The sequence below is a fragment of the Pseudomonas psychrophila genome, assembly GCF_001043005.1.
Taxonomy (GTDB): Bacteria; Pseudomonadota; Gammaproteobacteria; order Pseudomonadales; family Pseudomonadaceae; genus Aquipseudomonas; species Aquipseudomonas psychrophila.
Genome location: NZ_JYKZ01000008.1, coordinates 1 through 19141, shown reverse-complemented (window position 1 = coordinate 19141; position 19141 = coordinate 1). Strand labels below are relative to the sequence as shown.

Genomic DNA, 19141 nt, shown 5'->3' with positions numbered 1-19141 from the left:
GGCCGGATTTTTTTTACTTCAATGCAGCCCTGTGGGAGCAGGCTTGTTGTGGGAGCGGGCTTGCTCGCGATGGCATCACTGCGGTCATACCGGTAGACCGCGTTCCCTGCATCGCGAGCAAGCCCGCTCCCACACACAAAAAAATGGTGCGGCTAAAAACGGTTCAGCGGCACTTTAAGGCTGCACAGGCCGGTTTCATCGGCAGGCGGCAGGTTGCCGGCCCGGATGTTGATTTGAATGGCCGGAATCAGCAGTGCCGGAACCCCCAGCGTCGCGTCGCGGGCGGTGCGCATGTCGACAAAACCCGTCAGGTCGATACTGTCGTTGACATGAATGTTTTTGGCGCGCTGTTCACCCACCGTCGTTGACCATGCGGCCTCACGCCCTGCTGGCGGATAGTCATGGCACATGAACAACCGGGTCTGTGCAGGCAGGGCCAGCAGACGCTTGATCGACTGATACAACTGATGCGCATCGCCCCCCGGGAAGTCGCAGCGGGCCGTGCCAACGTCGGGCATGAACAGCGTGTCGCCCACAAACAGGCTGTCGCCTTCAACCTGATACGCCATGTCGGCCGGGGTATGCCCGGGCACGTGCAACGCTTGCACCTTAAGTCGTCCGATCTGGAACAGCTCGTCCGGTTCGAACAACCGGTCAAACTGCGAACCGTCCAGCTTGAACTCGGGCTCAAGGTTGTAGATGTCGCGAAATACCCCTTGTACCTGGGTGATGGCAGCGCCGATGCCGATCTGGCCGCCCAGTTTGCGCTTCAGGTAAGCGCTGGCAGACAGGTGGTCGGCGTGGGCATGGGTTTCCAATAGCCATTGCACCTTCAGGCCCTGTGCCTGCACGTAAGCAGCAATGATTTCTGCACCGGTGGTACTGATGCGTCCGGCGGCGGCATCGTAGTCGAGCACCGGATCGATGATTGCGCACTCGCGAGCGCCAGCTTCATGAACCACGTAGCTCACGGTCGACGTCACGGGGTCGAAAAAACCTTGAATGGCGGGTTGCATGAATGGCCTCGCGTTAGTCAAAAAATACTCAATATATTGAAACATATATTATCGGGTCGTAGACTGTCGACCATCACGGCCCGGAGCTTTTCATGACTGCTCAGTTAACCAGCGAAGAAATCGGACTTCTGCGCGACTCTGCATCCAAAGCCTGCACCCTTCTCAAAGCCCTGGCCAATGAAGACCGACTGCTGCTGCTCTGCCAATTGACCCAAGGTGAGCGCAATGTCGGTGAACTGGAAGGGTTGACGGGCATCAGGCAACCCACCTTGTCGCAACAGCTTGGCGTGTTGCGCGATGAGGGCATGGTCAACACCCGGAGGATGGGGAAGTACATTTTTTATTCGCTTGCCAGCTTTGAAGTGGTTTGTGTGATGCAAGCCCTGTCGGGTTTGTATTGCGGGCAAGCACTTAAAAAGTAACGCGGCCTCATCCCCCCTGCTGACATCGCCCGGCTTATTCCATTCATTTTTGTTGTGCCTGGAGTGCTCAATGGAGCAAAACATCAAGCGAATCGACGCGTCATTTTCCGTGACCGGTCAGATCGAGCAGTCTGATCTCCACTCTTTGGCTGCACTGGGTTTTGCCAGTGTGATCTGTAACCGTCCGGATCATGAAGGCGGACCAGAGCAGCCCGGGCACGCATCGATCCAACAGGCCGCGCATGCCTTGGGGCTGAGCTTTGCCTACCTGCCAGTACCCAGCACTGGCGCGACACCTGAGCAGGCGCAGCAGTTGCGTCATTTGCTTAATGAGCTACCAACGCCCGTTCTGGCGTATTGCCGTACGGGCAATCGCTCCTCAAAACTTTACGAAGCCGCCACTCAAGCCCCGCGCAAGGCCAGGCTGTACGATGTTGTCGTGGTGGGTGGGGGCTCGGCCGGAATCTCGGTGTCGGCGAGCCTGCTCAAGCGCAATGCGGCATTGCGCATCGCCGTGATCGAGCCCAATACAGAGCATTACTATCAGCCCGCGTGGACGCTGGTGGGCGGCGGTGCTTTTGATGTCAAAAACACGGTTCGCCCGACCGCATCCGTGATGCCTAAAGGCGTTGTCTGGATCAAGGCTTCACTGTGCGCCTTCGCCCCGCAACGCAAGGTCGTGCTGCTCAGTGATGGCACTGAACTGGGGTATCAGCAATTGATCGTTTGCCCGGGGTTGCAACTGGCCTGGGAGACTATCGAGGGCCTGGAAGAGACCCTGGGCAAGAACGGTGTCACGTCTAATTATCGTCATGACCTGGCACCTTATACCTGGGAGTTGGTGCGTACCTTGGGTCGCGGAAAAGCGCTGTTTACTCAGCCGGGAATGCCGATCAAGTGTGCCGGTGCTCCGCAAAAGGCCCTGTATCTGTCCTGTGATCATTGGCGCAAGCGCGGCGTTCTGGATTCGATTGCGGTTGAGTTCAATCTGGCGGGGGCGGTGCTGTTTGGTGTGCCGGCCTTTGTCCCGCCGTTGATGAAATACGTTAAGGCCTATAACGCCCACTTGGCCTTCCAGTCCAATCTGGTCAAGGTCGACGGGCCAGGCAAGACCGCCTGGTTTGATGTCACCGACGCAGACGGCAGCGTGACCCGTGTTGAGAAAACCTTCGACCTGTTGCATGTAGTGCCGCCGCAGCAGGCCCCCGATGTTATCCGTCGCAGCGAGTTGGCGGACAAGGCGGGCTGGTTCGAGACCGATCCGGCTACACTGCAACACCCACGCTACCCCGACATTTTCGCCCTTGGCGATGTCTGCAATACCCCCAATGCCAAAACCGCGGCGGCGACCCGCAAGCAAGTGGTCGTGGTGGCCGAGAACCTGCTCGCCCTGCGCAAGGGTACGGTTTTGCCCAAACGTTACGACGGCTATGGCTCATGCCCGCTGACCGTAGAAAACGGCAAGGTGATCCTGGCCGAGTTTGGCTATGGCGGCAAACTGCTGCCCACCTTCGGGCTGGACCCTACAGTGGCCCGCACCTCGGCCTGGTGGCTCAAGGCAACCTTTCTGCCCTGGTTCTACTGGCAAGGCATGCTCAAGGGGCGCGAGTGGTTCACTGATTGCAAGCCGGACTGAACCTGACCATGTTGATTATTCTGTTAGGCATGGTGGTGGGTGTAGTGCTTGGGTTGACGGGGGCCGGGGGAGGTATTCTGGCCATACCGGCGTTGACCCTTGGCCTCGGGTGGACGCTGGTGCAAGCCACGCCAGTAGCATTGCTGGCGGTGGGTACAGCTGCGGCATTGGGCGCGCTGGATGGCCTGCGCAAAGGATTGGTGCGCTACAAGGCGGCCGCATTGATGGCGATTGTGGGTTCGATGACCTCGCCGATCGGGCTTTATCTCGCCAGACAAATCCCCTCCAGGGCACTGGTATTGATGTTCAGCGGGGTGATGATGTTCGTCTCCCTGCGGATGTTTTTGCAGGCCAGAGCTGATGCGCGTGAAGGTAGCAGCGCGGGAGCCATTGAAAAAAACTGCATGCTCAACCCGTCCACCGGACGGTTAACCTGGAACGCCCGCTGCAGCATGACGCTGGTGTCGATTGGTGCTACGTCGGGTTTGTTGACGGGATTGTTGAGTGTGGGGGGCGGATTCTTGATCGTGCCGGCGTTTCGCAAATTCAGTGACGTGCGCATCCATGCAGTGGTTTCAACGTCGCTGATGGTGGTGGCGCTGGTATCGCTGGGCACATTGGGCAATCTGATGAGCCAGGGTGTGAGCCTGTCGAGCGAGGGTGTGATGTTTATCGTGGCAACCCTGGCCGGGATGTTTGCCGGGCGGCTGATGGCCCCTCGCATCTCGGCCCAGTGGCTACAGCAAGGCTTCGCGGCGCTGTGTGCGGTGATAGGCCTGTTGATGCTCGCCAAGGCAGTCCTGACGTAAGCCCCGAATTTCCGTAGCAGCAGCCTCGTTCCTTCGGCAGCTGCTACGGGGTTTTTTGTTCAGCCGACACAACAAGCACTCTCAAGATCCTTGAGAATCGGGCAGTCAGGGCGATGGTCGCCCTGGCAGCTCTCGACCAGTTCGTGCAACGTATCGCGCAGGCTGGTCAGTTCGGCGATTTTTTTATTCAACGCCTCAATGTGCTGACGCGCCAGCGCCTTCACATCAGCGCTGGCGCGTTGGCGGTCCTGCCAAAGTGTCAGCAGCTTGCCGACTTCTTCCAGTGAAAACCCAAGGTCACGTGAGCGCTTGATAAACGCCAGCGTGTGCAGGTCATCACTGTTGTACAGGCGGTAGCCACTGTCGCTGCGGCTGGCGGGTTTGAGCAGGCCAATGGACTCGTAATAACGAATCATCTTGGCGCTCAAGCCGCTGTGTTTGGCGGCTTGGCCGATATTCATGACGGTTGCCTCCTTAATCAAGATCCTTGGGTTTCCAGAACTTGAGCAACAACGCGTTGCTGACCACGCTGACGCTGGAAAAGGCCATGGCCGCGCCCGCCAGTACCGGGTTCAAAAAGCCGAAGGCGGCCAGTGGAATCCCGATCACGTTGTAGATAAACGCCCAGAACAGGTTTTGACGAATTTTGGCGTAGGTCTTGCGGCTGATCTCCAGTGCCGCAGGCACCAGCCGTGGGTCGCCGCGCATCAGGGTGATGCCCGCTGCATGCATGGCCACGTCGGTGCCGCCACCCATGGCGATGCCGATGTCGGCCGCGGCCAATGCCGGAGCATCGTTGATGCCGTCGCCGACCATGGCCACCACGCCGGTTTTTTTCAGCTCAGTCACTGTCGCGGCCTTGTCGGCGGGGAGCACTTCAGCGTGAACATCGGTAATCCCCAGCGCCTCGGCGACCACTTTCGCACTGCCACGGTTGTCGCCGGTCAGCAAGTGGCTGCTGATGTGGCGTGCATTGAGCTGCTGAATTGCGCTGAGGGCACCGGTTTTCAGTGTGTCACCAAAGGCAAACAGGCCCAGCACGCGAGGCTGCGGGCTTTGCTCTATCAGCCAGGACAGCGTACGGCCTTCGGTTTCCCAGGCGCTGGCGGATTCGGCGAGCGAACCCGGAGTGAGGCCGGTCTCTTCGAGCAAACGACGGTTGCCCAGCGCCAGGCGACGACCTTGCAGCGTGCCGGCAATGCCCCGCCCGGTAAGGGATTGGCTGTCCGTAACATCCGGTACATTCAGATTGCGTGCGGCGCAGGCATCCAGAACGGCTTTGGCCAACGGGTGTTCGCTGCCGCGTTGGAGGGCGCCCGCGGCTTGCAGCAAATGCGCCTCATCGCCGTCGAGGGCGCTGAAATGGGCGATTTGCGGGGTGCCAGAGGTCAGGGTGCCGGTTTTGTCGAAAACCACGGCGCTGACTTCATGGGCGCGTTCGAGGGCTTCGGCATCCTTGATCAGAATCCCGTGACGGGCGGCAACACCCGTGCCGGCCATGATCGCGGTAGGTGTTGCCAGGCCCAGGGCACAAGGGCAGGCGATAACCAGCACGGCCACGGCGTTGATCAGCGCCGTTTCAATGGGTGCGCCATACAGCCACCAGCCGAGCAGCGTTGCCAGGGCTATCAACAGGACCACGGGTACGAACACCTGGCTGACTTTATCCACCAGTTTCTGGATGGGCGCTTTGGCGGACTGGGCGTCTTCGACCAGGCGGATAATGCGCGCCAGTACGGTCTCGGTGCCCAGCGCCAGGGTTTTGATGATCAATCGGCCTTCGCCGTTAATGGCGCCCCCGGTGACTTTATCCCCAGGCTGTTTGGGTACAGGCAGGCTTTCACCGCTGATCAAGGCTTCATCGGCATGGCTTTGGCCTTCGACCACTTCCCCATCTACCGGAAAGCGCTCGCCGGGCTTGACCAACACCTGGTCATTGAGGCGCAGGTCACTGATGGCGACGTCTTGTTCCTGCCCGTCGACTACACGTAAGGCGCGCTCCGGACGCAAGGCTTCGAGGGCGCGGATGGCGCTGGCAGTCTGGCGTTTGGCACGGCTTTCGAGGTATTTGCCCAGCAGCACCAGTGCAATCACCACCGCCGAAGCTTCGAAATACAGGTGCGGCATGCTGCCGGGTTCGGCAATCGCCCACTCGTAGAGGCTCAGGCCATAACCGGCGCTGGTGCCCAGGGCGACCAGCAGGTCCATATTGCCCGCACCGGCTTTGACGGCTTTCCAGGCGGCCACGTAAAAGCGTGCTCCGAGGATAAATTGAACCGGGGTGGCGAGGAGGAACTGGGCCCAGGCGGGGAGCATCCAGTGGACGCCAAATGGGGCGAGCAACATCGGCAACACCAGTGGCAACGCCAGCACAATGGCCAGGGTCAGTGCCCAGCGTTCGCGGCGCAGACGTTTTTGCTGATCGTCCTCGGTGGCTTTGGCGGTTTGATGGACGCTGGCGCCATAGCCCGCCTGGCTGACAGCGTTGATCAGCAAGGTTGTATCGACTTGACCGAGCAACTCGATATGAGCACGTTCGCTGGCGAGGTTAACGCTCACGCTTTTGACCCCCGGCACCTTGGTCAGGGCTTTTTCGACGCGCCCTGCGCAAGAGGCGCACGTCATGCCGCTGATATCCAGTTCCAGGCTGTGGGCGGGCACGCTGTAACCTGCCTGCTTCACGGCCTCGACCAGTGCCGGCAAGCTGTCGGCAGGGGCTTCAATACGGGCCTGTTCAGTGGCCAGATTGACGCTTACCGAACGCACACCGGGTACTTTGGTCAGGGCTTTTTCTACGCGTCCTGCGCAACTGGCGCAGGTCATGCCATCAATCGGCAGATCGAATTGGGTGGGCACGAGCAGTCCTCCTCAAGAAGTTATCTATCCATAGAATCGACCTTGACCCCATGGGAAGGTCAAGGGCTCTTGCTGTTCGTCGGGTTTGCCTGTGTGCCGCGTTCAATACTCAAGTTTGGCGGGCTTTAGGTACATGCCCTGCTTGCCAAGAGCGATGCGGTATTTGCGTACGTCACCGGCCTTTAGGGTGAATTGCTGTGCGGGCGGTACCAGCATGCCGGGCAAGCAGCCGGGGGCTTGCCCGGGTAGCAGCTTGAGACGGATATCAACGCTTGCCGCCGGCAAGTTAAAGGCCAGCGCTTGTTCCTGAAACAATCGCCCGGCGAGTTGATCGTCGATATACACACCGACCTCGCAGTGGGTCGGCACTTCAAGGCGCTCGCGGGAAATGATCAGTACGCCGTAGTCCTGATCGGCATTTGCCGACAGCGGCAAACTGGCGAGACCCAAAAGGCTGACTAGGCTCAAAGCGGTCCAGCGCATGACTCAGTATCCTGTTTTAAATCCCAAGGCCTGCAGCTTGGCCGAGCAGGGGATGGATTGCCAGTCAGCGAGTGAAACAACGGGCTTGACCTTGCCACGATGGCAAGGTCGAAGCTGTAGCCATCTCTCAGATAGGAGGCGTGATCATGCAAACGTTCAAAGTAGAAGGTATGACCTGTGGCGGCTGTGTTGGCGCGGTGACCCGTGCGGTGCAGGCTGTGGATAAAGATGCGAAGGTCGAAGTGGATCTGGCGAGCAAAACCGTAAAAGTGGACAGCAAGGTGGCTCCTCTGCAGATTATCGATGTGATTACCAATGCAGGGTTTGAAGCGCGGACTGCGCACTAGAAAGCATCGCCCAATCGTGGGGGTGAGCCTGCTCACTCTCACAACGGAGTCTCTACAATTTATTAGCTAGCTGGCTATCTTAATGTTCAAGTTCAGTATCCACGGCTAGACTATCGGGCTGCGCTAATTGCAGCCCGATCTGGATACCTGATGAACCTTCGAACAATCTTGATTCTTGGCGCCCTGAGCGCCTTCGGTCCGTTGGCGATCGATTTCTATCTGCCAGGCTTCCCAGCCATGGCACAAGCCTTTGCAACAGATGAGCAGCATATTCAGTTGACCCTGGCGGTTTACTTCCTGGGCCTTTCTATCGGCCAGCTGGCTTATGGCCCGATTGCGGACCGTTTTGGCCGCCGCATTCCATTATTGGTAGGGGTTGGCCTGTTTACGGCGGCATCGCTGGCCTGTGCATTTGCCCCGACCCTGGAATGGCTGATCGGCGCCCGATTCGTTCAGGCGCTGGGCGGTTGCGCGGGGATGGTGCTGTCGCGGGCGATTGTCAGCGACAAGTGCGATGCGGTGGGGTCGGCCAAGGTCTTTTCGCAATTGATGCTGGTGATGGGGCTGGCTCCGATTCTGGCGCCGATGCTCGGTGGTCTGTTGGTCAACCTGCATGGCTGGCAATCGATCTTTATCGTGCTGACCGGGTTCAGTGCCTTGGCCGCCCTGGCCGTTGCGCTGGGGTTGCCGGAAAGTCTGCCGGCCAATGTGCCGCGTCAACCTCTGTCGGGAGCACTGCGCCAATACGGGCGATTGCTCAAGGACGGTGAGTTTCTGGGGCATGCACTCACAGGGGGGATCGCAATGGCCGGGATGTTTGCTTACATAGCCGGCTCACCTTTCGTATTTATCAAACTGTACGGCGTACCTGCCGAACATTACGGCTGGCTGTTTGGCAGTAACGCGGCGGGCTTTATTCTGGTAGCACAGGTCAACGCCCGGTTGTTGGCATCGCGCGGCCCGGCTTTTTTGCTGGCGCGAACGGTGTGGGTCTATCTGGCTGCAGGTCTGGTGTTGCTTGGGGTCAGTGCGTTGCACACCGAGCAACTATGGCCGCTGCTGATTCCGTTGTTTATCTGTATTGCCAGTCTGGGTTGCATCATTCCCAATGCTTCGGCCTGTGCCATGAGCGGGCAGGGCGCGCGTGCCGGTAGCGCGTCGGCAATGCTCGGCTGCTTGCAGTTCAGCGTGGCAGCGGCGGCGGCTTCATTGGTGGGTGTTCTGCACGATGGTAGCGCTATGCCAATGGCGTTGGTCATTACGCTGTGTGGGGTTTTGGCCGTGGCGATCGCGATGGCGACCCGGCGTTTGTACACCGCCCGGATCGCCGCTCAGCAGTCGATCTGATTCAGCCTGCCAAACGTTCGGGCAGGCTATGCGGGGCTTGCAGGCGAGATTGCAATTTGTCCACAAAGGCGCGGGCCTCGGACTCGCTGCGAAAATTGACGGCTTGTTGGTCGATTTGAACCTGCCATTGGCAGTTACGGGATCTTGCTAACGCTCGTATCAGGATTTTCATGACTGGCCTCCTTCGGTTCGCAAAGGAGGCCAGTGTATGCCGAAATACGTGGGTAAATATGTCCGGGGTCAAGTCTCTGACTGACGGTTGAGCGTTGGCCGCATCAGTCCCGTGTCGCGTTTTATCAGAACCCTTCGAGCACAATTTTGCCCTTGGATTTTCCGCTTTCCAGCAGCGCATGGGCGCGGCGCAGGTTCGCCGCGTTGATGGTGCCGAAGTGCTCGCCGACGGTGGTGCGCAGGGTGCCAGCATCAATCAGGTCAGCGACTCGATTAAGCAAGTGATGCTGCTCGATCATGTCCGCGGTTTCGAACAGTGAGCGGGTGTACATGAATTCCCAGTGCAGTGACAGACTCTTGCGCTTGAGCTTGGTGATATCCAGAGCCTTGGGGTCGTCGATCAATGCCAGTTTGCCCTGTGGTGCCAGGGCTTCGACCAGTTGATCCAGATGCTGATCGGTCTGGGTCAGGCTGGCGACGTGGGTGACGGTGTTGATGCCGTGGCGCTTGAGCTCTTCACTCAACGCTTGGCTGTGATCGACAACAACATCGGCACCAAGCTCGCGGACCCAGGTTTTGGTTTCAGCGCGTGATGCGCTGCCAATCACCTTGAGCGCGGTCAGTTGGCGGGCCAGTTGCGTCAGGATCGAACCAACGCCACCGGCTGCGCCGACGATCAGCAGGCTTTGCTGCTCGTCAGTTTTACCTTCTGTAACACCAAGGCGCTCAAACAGCAGCTCCCATGCGGTGATGGCGGTCAGCGGCAGCGCGGCTGCCTGGGCAAAGTCGAGGCTTTTTGGCATGTGCCCCACAATTCGCTCATCAACCACATGGCGTTCACTGTTGGCCCCGGCCCGGGCAATGGATCCGGCGTAAAACACAGTGTCGCCCACCTTGAACAAGCTGACGTCACTGCCTACGGCCTTTACGACCCCGGCGACATCCCAACCCAGAACTTTGGCAGCGTCGGCCTCTGGCTGCACGTTCTGGCGGACTTTGGTGTCCACCGGGTTGACGGAGATGGCTTTGACCTCGACCAGCAAGTCCCTTGGACCGGCGACCGGTTCAGGCAATTCGATGTCTTGCAGGGCCAGTGGGTCGTGAATGGGCAGCGAGTTGTAGTAGGCGACAGCTTTCATCGGACATGTCCTGAAAAGGGGTAAGAATCTGGTAGAGATAATTGGCTATTTCGCAGGATGATAAAACCGGCTAAAACAGCAGTCTCTTTCAATATTTTTTTGATAATGGCCGAGTGAGTTCTGGATGCTGCGTTTTGATGACCTGCAATTGTTTGTTCGCGCTGCCGACTTGGGCAGCCTGTCGGCCGCCGCCCGAGTGATGGACATGTCACCCGCGGTGGCCAGCGCGGCACTCAAGCGGATAGAAGCGCAGTTGGGTGCTCGGTTGCTGGCTCGCTCGACCCGCAGCTTGCGTCTGACGGCCGAAGGTGACGGCTTTCTCGAATATGCCCGTACGGCGTTGAGCAGTCTTGATGAAGGACGGCGCTTGTTGGCGCGTGGGCAAGATCAAGTCAGCGGTGTGCTGCAGTTGTCAGCTCCCTCGGACTTCGGGCGTAATCTGCTGTTGCCCTGGCTGGATGAGTTTCAGCGTGAGCATCCCCAACTGACCGTACGGCTTTTATTGGGCGACCGTATTGCCGACCTGTTTCGTCAGCCTGTGGATATCGCTTTGCGTTATGGCGAGCCAGAAGACTCCAGCCTGGTGGCACTGCCGGTGGCCCCGGACAATCGTCGAGTGCTGTGTGCGTCGCTCGGCTACTTGGCGCGCAAGGGGGAGCCGCGTCAACTTGAGCAATTGCTGCAACATAATTGCCTGCTTTACATGCTTGGCACGCGGGTTCACGACCATTGGCAATTCAATGATGGCAAGCGCGAGCTGGGGCTGACGGTAAGCGGCAATCGTTTCAGCGATGATGCCGATGTGGTGCGCTTGTGGGCAGTCGCCGGGGAGGGCATTGCCTACAAGTCATGGCTGGATGTGGCGGGCGATGTGACTGCGGGCAGGCTCAAGGTGTTACTGCCGGAGCTTGTGTGTGAGCGTGCACCGTTGAATCTGCTCTGCGGTCATCGCGCGCAGTTGAGCAAGCCGGTGCGGTTGTTGCACGAGATGCTCAGTGAGCGGTGTGCGATGTTGAGCAAGTTGTACCCGGGAAAACAGTAAAACTGTTGTGGTACTGACGGTGATGCAGTTTCAGATGTCTGTGGGAGCGGGCTTGCTCGCGATGCTAACAATCAGGTGTGTCTGTCTGATCGAGTTGATGCCATCGCGGGCAAGCCCGCTCCCACAGGGTGTGTTACGGCTTGATCAAACGCGCATCCAGGCTGTTTTGCGCCAGGCGTTTGGCCTGGTCCTGGGTCATGCCCAGGTCGGTGTACAGCGCGTGGAAGTTCTCTGTCATGTAACCGCCGAAGTAGGCCGGATCATCAGAATTGACCGTGACTTTTACGCCGCGCTCAAGCATGTAGAGAATGTTGTGCTGCGACATGTGATCAAACACGCACAGCTTGGTGTTGGACAGCGGGCACACGGTCAACGGGATTTGTTCGTCGATGATGCGCTGCATCAGACGCTCGTCCTCGATTGCGCGTACGCCGTGATCGATACGCTGAATTTTCAGCAGGTCGAGGGCTTCCCAGATGTATTCCGGAGGGCCTTCTTCACCCGCGTGGGCCACGGTCAGGAAGCCTTCATGGCGTGCCCGGTCGAAGACGCGCTGGAACTTGCTGGGCGGGTGGCCCATTTCTGAACTGTCGAGACCCACGGCGACAAATGCATCGCGAAATGGCAGTGCCTGATCGAGGGTTTTTTCTGCTTCTTCTTCGCTCAAATGGCGCAGGAAGCTCAGGATCAGGCCGCTGGTGATACCCAGTTGCTGCTCACCATCCTTGAGTGCACTGGCGATACCATTGAGCACGACCTCAAACGGAACACCACGGTCGGTGTGGGTTTGCGGGTCGAAGAACGGTTCGGTGTGAATGACGTTCTGTGCCTTGCAGCGCAACAGGTAAGCCCAGGTCAGGTCGTAGAAGTCTTGAGAGGTGCGCAGTACGTCCGCGCCCTTGTAGTAGAGGTCCAGAAACTCTTGCAGGTTGTTGAAAGCATACGCCTTGCGCAAGGTCTCAACATCGTTCCAGGGCAAGGCGATCTTGTTGCGCTCGGCCAGCGAGAACAGCAACTCGGGCTCTAAAGAACCCTCAAGGTGCATGTGAAGTTCAGCTTTTGGCAGGGCATTGAGCCAGTCATACATAAAAGTTTTTCTCATCAAATCGGGTGCAGATGTCGACATTCTACAGGCGGGAGGCGGCACAGTTCTCCCGCCATTTGTCGCAGGCGGCTTACCAGGGAATCGTCTGGCCTTTGTAATCGATAAAATGATGGCCGCCTTTGCCGGCAAACGCCTTGACCTGATCAACCAGGCCCCGGGTGCTGGTCTGGACATCAATGTCCGCGCCTTCGCCGCCCATATCGGTTTTCACCCAGCCAGGGTGCATGGACAGCACGGTTGGGTTGTTATCGCCCAGTTCGTAACGCACAAACGTATTGGTCATGGAGTTGAGCGCCGCTTTGCTGGCCTTGTAGAGGGCCAACTCAGGGGCGTCAGGATGAATGACGCTGCCGAGCACTGAACTCATAAAGGCCAGTACGCCACTGTCTTTGCGGACCTTGCTGACAAACTCGCGGGCCAGATTGATCGGCGCCACGCTGTTGGTGAAAAACAGCTGCCCCACCTCGGCCAGCGTCGCGTTGCCCGACAGTTGATCGTCCGGGCCTTTGACCCCGGCGTTCACGAACAGCAGGTCAAAGATTTCGTTGTGTAACGTATTGCTCAACGCCTTGATGGCTTGCTGATTGTCCATGTCCAGGCGCTCGATACGCACCGGACCCAGAGCCTTCAGTGCCTCTGCTTTTTTGGGATCACGAACTGTCGCGGTGACGTTCCATCCATCTGCGAGCAACTCTTTGACCAGACCCAGGCCCAGGCCACGTGAAGCTCCGATGATCAGTGCATGTTTTGCCGTCATGAGTAGCGTCCTATAGAAAGGTGATAAGAGTTGGCTAAAAAGCGTACAAGTGCTTGAAACGGGCTGCAGCGCTATGTGCTCAGGTTATCCACAGGCAGGTGCACAGTGGCTGTGGGCAACTATGGATGCAGGAAAGTAGCACCTTTACTCGTCAGTCTTGAGGCTGTGGCGCTGGAGTAAAATTCTGCCGCGGCTTAAGTCAGCCAGTTGTTGTTGTGCAGGAGCAATCTGTTCTTCGGCCAGCGCCAGTTGTAAGTCAACGCCATTGGCGGTGAACGATTCGTCGATGATCAGGCCGCTCAGTTCGGTCAGGCGCAGTTTGACCAGAGCAAGTTCACTGAAACTGCAGGAGCAGGTGAGGGCTACACGGCTGACCAAAGGCAGTTTTTCGGCACTTTGCAGGCATTTGTTCGCGCCACCACCATAGGCGCGAGCCAGTCCGCCGGTCCCCAGTTGGATACCGCCATACCAGCGGATCACCAGCACCGCGACCTGATCGCAATCCTGAGCTTCAATGGCTGAGAGTATCGGACGTCCGGCTGTCCCGCCGGGCTCGCCATCATCGCTGCTGCGGTATTGATCCCCGAGCTTCCAGGCCCAGCAATTGTGCGACGCATTGAGGTCGCTGTATTGATCGATAAAGTCGACGGCTTGCTGGGCACTGGTGATGGGCGCGGCATAAGTGATAAAGCGGCTTTTACGGATTTCTTCGCGGTATTCGCAAAGTCCCGTGAGGGTAGAAGGCATGTCGGTTCCAGGCTTAGACAGTGGGCGTCAGGCCGCAGCCTTTAAGGATGATACGAATCAGGTTGTCGCAGGCCGCTTGCATGTCCTGTTTGGTCAGGTGTGTACGGCCCGATACGCGACAAATCTGCGTCGAAAAGTCGGCGTAATGCTGAGTACTGCCCCACAGCAGGAAAATCAGGTGCACGGGGTCGAACGGGTCCATTTTTCCGGCATCGATCCAGGCCTGGAATACTGCGGCCCGGCCTTGGAACCAGGCTCTGTAGTCTTGAGTGAAGTATTCGGTCAGGCAGGCGCCGCCGCTGATGATTTCCATGGCAAAAACACGGGAAGCCTGGGGCTGGCGGCGCGAGAACTCCATTTTGGCGCGGATGTACTGTGTCAGGGCTTGAGCGGGATCATCTTCAGCGGTCAGGGCATTGAAGGTACTGTCCCATAATTCGAGGATATTGCTGAGAACCGCGATGTAGAGACCCAGCTTATTGATGAAGTAATAGTGCAGGTTGGCTTTTGGCAGCCCGGCGCTGAGCGCGATGGCGTTCATGCTGGTGCCTTTGAAGCCGTGACGGGCAAATTCATCCTCAGCGGCCTTGAGAATGGTCTCTTCGTTTTTTTGGCGAATGCGACTTGCAGGCTTGCCATCGTGGGCGGGGACATCAAAGGTCATGGTCGTTCCAGGCAATCTGTGTGGGAGCATTCTGTACCATTGCGAGGTTTTTCACGTTAACGCGTCGCCTCCAGGCTCTCAAGGAAACTTTCCAGTACAAGGTGTGGACGACGACCTTTACGGGTGACGGATGCGAGGCTCAAATCGTAGAAACGCGTTTTTGCCTTCAGCGCCCGTAGCCGGCCCTGCTGAACCCACAAGCTGGCGTAATGATCGGGTAAATAGCCAATGTAACGTCCGGTCAAAATCAAAAAGGCCATGCCTTCGCGGTCCGACGCACTGGCGGTGCAGTTGAGAGCTTGATAGTGAGCCTGAATATCGGAGGGCAGGCGGAAGGTAGGAGCGATGGCATCTTGGTCATTGAGCCGCGCATCTTCCAGTTGCCGGTCATCGACATAAAACAACGGATGACCTACGGCGCAGTACAGCAAGGAGCGCTCGCTGTAGAGCGGCTGATATTCCAGCCCGGACAACGTGCTGGCCTGAGGTACGACGCCCACATGCAGGCGCCCGTCGAGTACTCCCTGTTCAACTTCGTGGGGCGAAATCATGCGGATATGGATTTGCACATCCGGGCCGCGCTCTTTGAGTTGGGCCAAGGCATGGGTGATGCGCATGTGGGGCAGGGTGACGAGGTTATCTGTCAGTCCAATGGTCAGCTCGCCGCGCAAGTGCTGGTGCAGGCCGTTGACCTCTGTACGAAAACTTTCGAGTGCGCCCAGTAACTGCAGCGCCGACTGATAGACCTCTCGGCCTTCTTCTGTCAGCGAGAACCCGGCGCGCCCACGCTGGCAAAGGCGTAAGCCCAGGCGTTGCTCAAGGTCACTCATTTGCTGGCTGATGGCCGAGCGGCCTATACCGAGCACTGTCTCTGCCGCCGAGAAGCCGCCGCACTCCACCACGCTGCGAAAAATGCGCAGCAATCGAATATCAAAGTCGCTGACCTGGGCCAGTGCATCGGGACGACGGCTGCTCATAGTTTAGTGGAAGCCTAACTAAAGGTTAGAAGAGTTGGATTTCATCGACTTTATAGGCGTGGCAATTTAGGTGCAACAACGCTTTCAACATCCTACGCCGCTTTCGCCTTGCGAGGTTTTGCTGATGAACATGCCCGAGAATGCCGAATTGAACCTGACCAGCCAGCTCAAGCTGGATGCTCACTGGATGCCTTACACCGCCAACCGTAACTTCCATCGCGATCCGCGCTTTATCGTGGCCGCTAAAGGTAGTTATCTGACGGACGATAAGGGTCGGCAAATCTACGATTCGCTTTCAGGTCTGTGGACTTGCGGCGCAGGGCATACCCGCACAGAAATCCAGGAAGCTGTTGCCAAGCAATTGGGCACGCTCGATTACTCCCCGGCGTTCCAGTATGGCCACCCGCTGTCCTTCAAGCTGGCAGAAAAAATCACCGAGCTGACGCCGGGCAATCTCAATCACGTGTTCTTCACTGACTCGGGGTCGGAGTGTGCCGATACTGCGGTCAAGATGGTGCGTGCCTACTGGCGCCTGAAAGGTCAGTCGACTAAAACCAAGATGATTGGCCGTGCTCGTGGTTATCACGGTGTGAACATCGCCGGCACTAGCCTGGGCGGTGTGAACGGCAACCGTAAAATGTTTGGCCAGGCAATGATGGATGTTGATCACTTGCCGCACACGCTGTTGGCAAGCAACGCGTTTTCTCGCGGTATGCCGGAGCTGGGCGGTATTGCCCTGGCCGACGAGCTCCTCAAATTGATCGAACTGCACGATGCCTCGAACATTGCGGCGGTGTTTGTGGAACCTATGGCCGGTTCGGCCGGTGTACTGGTTCCACCTCAGGGGTATCTGAAGCGCCTGCGTGAAATCTGCGACCAGCACAACATCCTGTTGGTGTTCGATGAGGTGATTACCGGGTTTGGTCGTACAGGTTCGATGTTCGGTGCTGACAGCTTCGGTGTAACGCCTGACTTGATGTGTATTGCCAAGCAAGTCACTAACGGTGCGATCCCTATGGGTGCCGTGATTGCGACCAGCGAGATTTATCACACGTTCATGAATCAGCCGACGCCTGAGTACGCGGTTGAATTCCCTCATGGTTATACCTATTCCGCCCACCCAGTGGCCTGCGCTGCAGGTCTTGCAGCGCTCGATCTGCTGCAAAAGGAAAACCTGGTGCAGAGCGTGGCTGAAGTCGCGCCGCATTTTGAGAATGCCTTGCACGGCTTGAAAGGCGTGAAGAACGTCATTGATATTCGTAACTACGGCCTGGCGGGGGCGATTCAGATTGCACCGCGTGATGGCGATGCGATTGTGCGTCCGTTCGATGCAGCGATGAAACTGTGGAAAGCCGGTTTCTACGTGCGCTTTGGCGGTGACACCCTGCAGTTCGGGCCAACCTTCAACAGCAAACCGCAAGACCTGGATCGTTTGTTCGATGCGGTCGGCGAAGCACTGAACCAGATTGACTGATCCTTCTATATATAGAAGCGAACCTCATTGCATTCACACAGGCGCGCAGCATTCGCGCCTGTGGACAACTTTTCTGGAGTATTCATGAGCACCATCCAACACTTGATCAATGGCGAACTGCTGAGCGATTCCGGTCGCACCGCTGATGTGTTTAACCCGTCCACCGGTAAAGTGATTCATCAGGTGCCGTTGGCCAGTCGCGAGACAATTCAACAAGCCATCGATGCGGCGAAAGCAGCATTCCCAGCGTGGCGTAATACACCTCCAGCCAAGCGTGCTCAGGTGATGTTCCGCTTCAAGCAATTGCTGGAGCAGAACGAAGCACGTATCTCGCAGTTGATCAGCGAAGAGCATGGCAAGACGCTGGAAGATGCTGCAGGCGAATTGAAACGCGGGATTGAGAACGTTGAGTATGCGTGTTCAGCTCCTGAAATCTTGAAAGGCGAGTACAGCCGCAACGTAGGCCCGAACATTGATGCCTGGTCGGATTTTCAGCCACTGGGTGTGGTTGCAGGGATTACGCCCTTCAACTTCCCGGCCATGGTTCCTCTGTGGATGTATCCATTGGCGATCGTGTGCGGCAACTGCTTCATTCTGAAACCATCGGAGCGTGATCCAAGCTCGACGCTGTTGATTGCTCAGTTGCTGCAGGAAGCCGGTCTGCCCAAGGGCGTGATGAACGTGGTTCACGGTGACAAGTCTGCTGTGGACGCCTTGATCGAGGCGCCGGAAGTTAAAGCGTTGAGCTTTGTGGGCTCGACTCCGATTGCCGAGTACATCTACGCGCAAGGCACCAAGCTCGGTAAACGCGTTCAGGCGTTGGGTGGGGCGAAGAACCATGCGGTACTGATGCCGGATGCGGATCTTGATAACGCCGTCAGTGCGTTGATGGGGGCTGCTTACGGTTCGTGCGGCGAGCGCTGCATGGCTATTTCGGTAGCGGTGTGTGTGGGCGATCAAGTGGCAGATGCCCTGGTTGCCAAGCTGGTTCCGCAAATCAAGGCGCTTAAAATCGGGGCGGGTACTTCCTGTGGTCTGGACATGGGGCCGTTGGTTACAGGGCAGGCGCGTGACAAGGTCAGCGGCTATGTCGACGATGGCGTGGCGGCAGGTGCCGAACTCGTGGTTGATGGGCGTGGGTTGAGTATCAAGGGTCATGAAGAAGGCTTCTTCCTGGGGGGGTGCCTGTTCGATCGCGTGACGCCTGAAATGCGCATCTATAAAGAAGAAATCTTCGGTCCGGTGTTGTGCATCGTGCGGGTCAAGAGCCTGGAAGAGGCCATGCAACTGATCAATGATCACGAGTACGGTAATGGCACTTGTATCTTCACGCGTGATGGCGAGGCTGCTCGTTTGTTCTGCGATGAAATTGAAGTCGGGATGGTGGGGGTTAACGTTCCGCTGCCAGTACCGGTTGCGTACCACAGCTTCGGCGGCTGGAAGCGTTCGCTGTTTGGTGACCTGCATGCTTATGGTCCGGATGGGGTGCGCTTTTACACGCGCCGCAAGGCAATCACCCAGCGCTGGCCGCAACGGGCCAGTCATGAGGCATCGCAGTTTGCATTCCCGAGCCTGTAAGGCGGGCGGCAGCTCTATATAGAAGAAGAGAGGCCAGCCGCAAGGCTGGCCTCTGCTTTTGAGGGGCTTTTAGGGTTCTGTGACAGAAATGTGAAACAAGTGCTTGACCCAGAATTGTAACGGCCTATAATTCGCCCACTTCCGGCGCAGTCGAAACGGAAAACTCCTTGAGTTTCAATGAGTTGGATTGATTTTCGGCAGTGTCAGCTTCAGGTCATCGAAGCAGGAAATAAGGTGTTGACAGCAGCGTGTAACGCTGTAGAATTCGCCTCCCGCTAACGAGAGATCGAAAGCGCAAGTGGTTGATGTTACAGAGGAAACTTTGAAAACATCTTAAAATAACCGCTTGACAGCAACAGAGGCTGCTGTAGAATGCGCGCCTCGGTTCAGCGAAAGCTAAACCAACCGCTCTTTAACAACTGAATCAAGCAATTCGTGTGGGTGCTTGTGGAGTCAGACTGATAGTCAACAAGATTATCAGCATCACAAGTTACTCCGCGAGAAATCAAAGATGTAACCAACGATTGCTGAGCCAAGTTTAGGGTTTCTTAAAAACCCAAAGATGTTTGAA

19 protein-coding genes are annotated in these 19141 nt (G+C 57.6%); 8 read left to right on the top strand and 11 right to left on the bottom strand.

What is annotated here, in order from left to right; translation table 11 throughout:
• Positions 1-152: 152 nt before the first annotated feature.
• Positions 153-1016, bottom strand: coding sequence for an MBL fold metallo-hydrolase (locus TU76_RS17055; protein WP_048352180.1), 864 nt, complete (start codon positions 1014-1016; stop codon positions 153-155).
• A gap of 92 nt (positions 1017-1108) precedes the next feature.
• Here TU76_RS17055 and TU76_RS17050 point away from each other — a divergent pair, with 92 nt between their 5' ends.
• The 3 genes from TU76_RS17050 (at position 1109) to TU76_RS17040 (ending at position 3883) form a co-directional block, all read left to right on the top strand.
• Positions 1109-1438, top strand: coding sequence for an ArsR/SmtB family transcription factor (locus tag TU76_RS17050; protein WP_019825789.1), 330 nt, complete (start codon positions 1109-1111; stop codon positions 1436-1438).
• A gap of 70 nt (positions 1439-1508) precedes the next feature.
• Positions 1509-3074, top strand: a complete 1566-nt coding sequence (locus TU76_RS17045; RefSeq protein WP_082136554.1) for a bifunctional protein tyrosine phosphatase family protein/NAD(P)/FAD-dependent oxidoreductase — start codon at positions 1509-1511, stop codon at positions 3072-3074.
• A gap of 8 nt (positions 3075-3082) precedes the next feature.
• Complete coding sequence (locus TU76_RS17040) at positions 3083-3883, top strand: sulfite exporter TauE/SafE family protein (RefSeq protein WP_046808567.1); 801 nt, start codon at positions 3083-3085, stop codon at positions 3881-3883.
• 59 nt (positions 3884-3942) lie between these two features.
• Here TU76_RS17040 and cueR read toward each other — a convergent pair whose 3' ends face one another.
• The 3 genes from cueR to TU76_RS17025 form a co-directional block, all read right to left on the bottom strand.
• Positions 3943-4344 (bottom strand): Cu(I)-responsive transcriptional regulator, encoded by a 402-nt coding sequence (cueR, locus tag TU76_RS17035; protein ID WP_019825782.1) that lies wholly within the window; start codon positions 4342-4344, stop codon positions 3943-3945.
• A gap of 13 nt (positions 4345-4357) precedes the next feature.
• Positions 4358-6745 carry a heavy metal translocating P-type ATPase gene (locus TU76_RS17030; RefSeq protein WP_151121075.1) on the bottom strand — a complete coding sequence of 796 codons (2388 nt, stop codon included), beginning with the start codon at positions 6743-6745 and terminating at the stop codon, positions 4358-4360.
• A gap of 96 nt (positions 6746-6841) precedes the next feature.
• The gene (locus TU76_RS17025) at positions 6842-7222 is read right to left on the bottom strand and encodes a hypothetical protein (RefSeq protein ID WP_019825780.1); all 381 of its coding nucleotides are present in this window, start codon (positions 7220-7222) and stop codon (positions 6842-6844) included.
• 146 nt (positions 7223-7368) lie between these two features.
• On the opposite strand from TU76_RS17025, the gene TU76_RS17020 reads away from it, so the two are divergent.
• Both TU76_RS17020 and TU76_RS17015 read left to right on the top strand, forming a co-directional pair.
• Positions 7369-7569, top strand: coding sequence for a heavy-metal-associated domain-containing protein (locus tag TU76_RS17020; RefSeq protein WP_019825778.1), 201 nt, complete (start codon positions 7369-7371; stop codon positions 7567-7569).
• 150 nt (positions 7570-7719) lie between these two features.
• On the top strand, positions 7720-8916 hold the full coding sequence (locus TU76_RS17015) for a multidrug effflux MFS transporter (protein WP_019825776.1): 1197 nt from the start codon (positions 7720-7722) through the stop codon (positions 8914-8916).
• A 1-nt stretch (position 8917) separates the two neighbouring features.
• Here the strand turns inward: TU76_RS17015 and TU76_RS25420 are convergent, their stop codons facing one another.
• Together TU76_RS25420 and TU76_RS17010 are read right to left on the bottom strand one after the other, a co-directional pair.
• Entirely contained in the window at positions 8918-9088 is a 171-nt protein-coding gene (locus TU76_RS25420; protein WP_019825774.1) for a hypothetical protein, read from the bottom strand.
• A gap of 124 nt (positions 9089-9212) precedes the next feature.
• Positions 9213-10226 (bottom strand): zinc-binding alcohol dehydrogenase family protein, encoded by a 1014-nt coding sequence (locus tag TU76_RS17010; RefSeq protein ID WP_048352179.1) that lies wholly within the window; start codon positions 10224-10226, stop codon positions 9213-9215.
• Between the two features lie 124 nt (positions 10227-10350).
• Between TU76_RS17010 and TU76_RS17005 the strand changes: the two genes are divergently transcribed.
• Positions 10351-11268, top strand: coding sequence for a LysR family transcriptional regulator (locus TU76_RS17005; RefSeq protein ID WP_048352178.1), 918 nt, complete (start codon positions 10351-10353; stop codon positions 11266-11268).
• 133 nt (positions 11269-11401) lie between these two features.
• On the opposite strand, the gene TU76_RS17000 is transcribed toward TU76_RS17005, so the two are convergent.
• From TU76_RS17000 to TU76_RS16980, 5 genes are all read right to left on the bottom strand, one after another.
• Positions 11402-12355, bottom strand: a complete 954-nt coding sequence (locus TU76_RS17000; protein WP_048352177.1) for an adenosine deaminase — start codon at positions 12353-12355, stop codon at positions 11402-11404.
• Positions 12356-12443: 88 nt separating this feature from the next.
• The gene (locus TU76_RS16995) at positions 12444-13130 is read right to left on the bottom strand and encodes an SDR family oxidoreductase (RefSeq protein ID WP_019825770.1); all 687 of its coding nucleotides are present in this window, start codon (positions 13128-13130) and stop codon (positions 12444-12446) included.
• Positions 13131-13274: 144 nt separating this feature from the next.
• On the bottom strand, positions 13275-13877 hold the full coding sequence (locus TU76_RS16990) for an IMPACT family protein (protein WP_048352176.1): 603 nt from the start codon (positions 13875-13877) through the stop codon (positions 13275-13277).
• A 13-nt stretch (positions 13878-13890) separates the two neighbouring features.
• Complete coding sequence (locus TU76_RS16985; RefSeq protein ID WP_048352175.1) at positions 13891-14541, bottom strand: TetR/AcrR family transcriptional regulator; 651 nt, start codon at positions 14539-14541, stop codon at positions 13891-13893.
• 56 nt (positions 14542-14597) lie between these two features.
• Positions 14598-15518: a LysR family transcriptional regulator gene (locus TU76_RS16980; RefSeq protein ID WP_019825763.1), complete on the bottom strand. Its 921-nt coding sequence runs from the start codon at positions 15516-15518 to the stop codon at positions 14598-14600.
• 124 nt (positions 15519-15642) lie between these two features.
• Here TU76_RS16980 and aptA point away from each other — a divergent pair, with 124 nt between their 5' ends.
• Positions 15643-16992 carry an omega-aminotransferase AptA gene (gene aptA / locus TU76_RS16975; protein WP_019825761.1) on the top strand — a complete coding sequence of 450 codons (1350 nt, stop codon included), beginning with the start codon at positions 15643-15645 and terminating at the stop codon, positions 16990-16992.
• Between the two features lie 84 nt (positions 16993-17076).
• The gene (locus tag TU76_RS16970; protein WP_019825759.1) at positions 17077-18570 is read left to right on the top strand and encodes a CoA-acylating methylmalonate-semialdehyde dehydrogenase; all 1494 of its coding nucleotides are present in this window, start codon (positions 17077-17079) and stop codon (positions 18568-18570) included.
• The last annotated feature ends 571 nt before the right edge of the window (positions 18571-19141 follow it).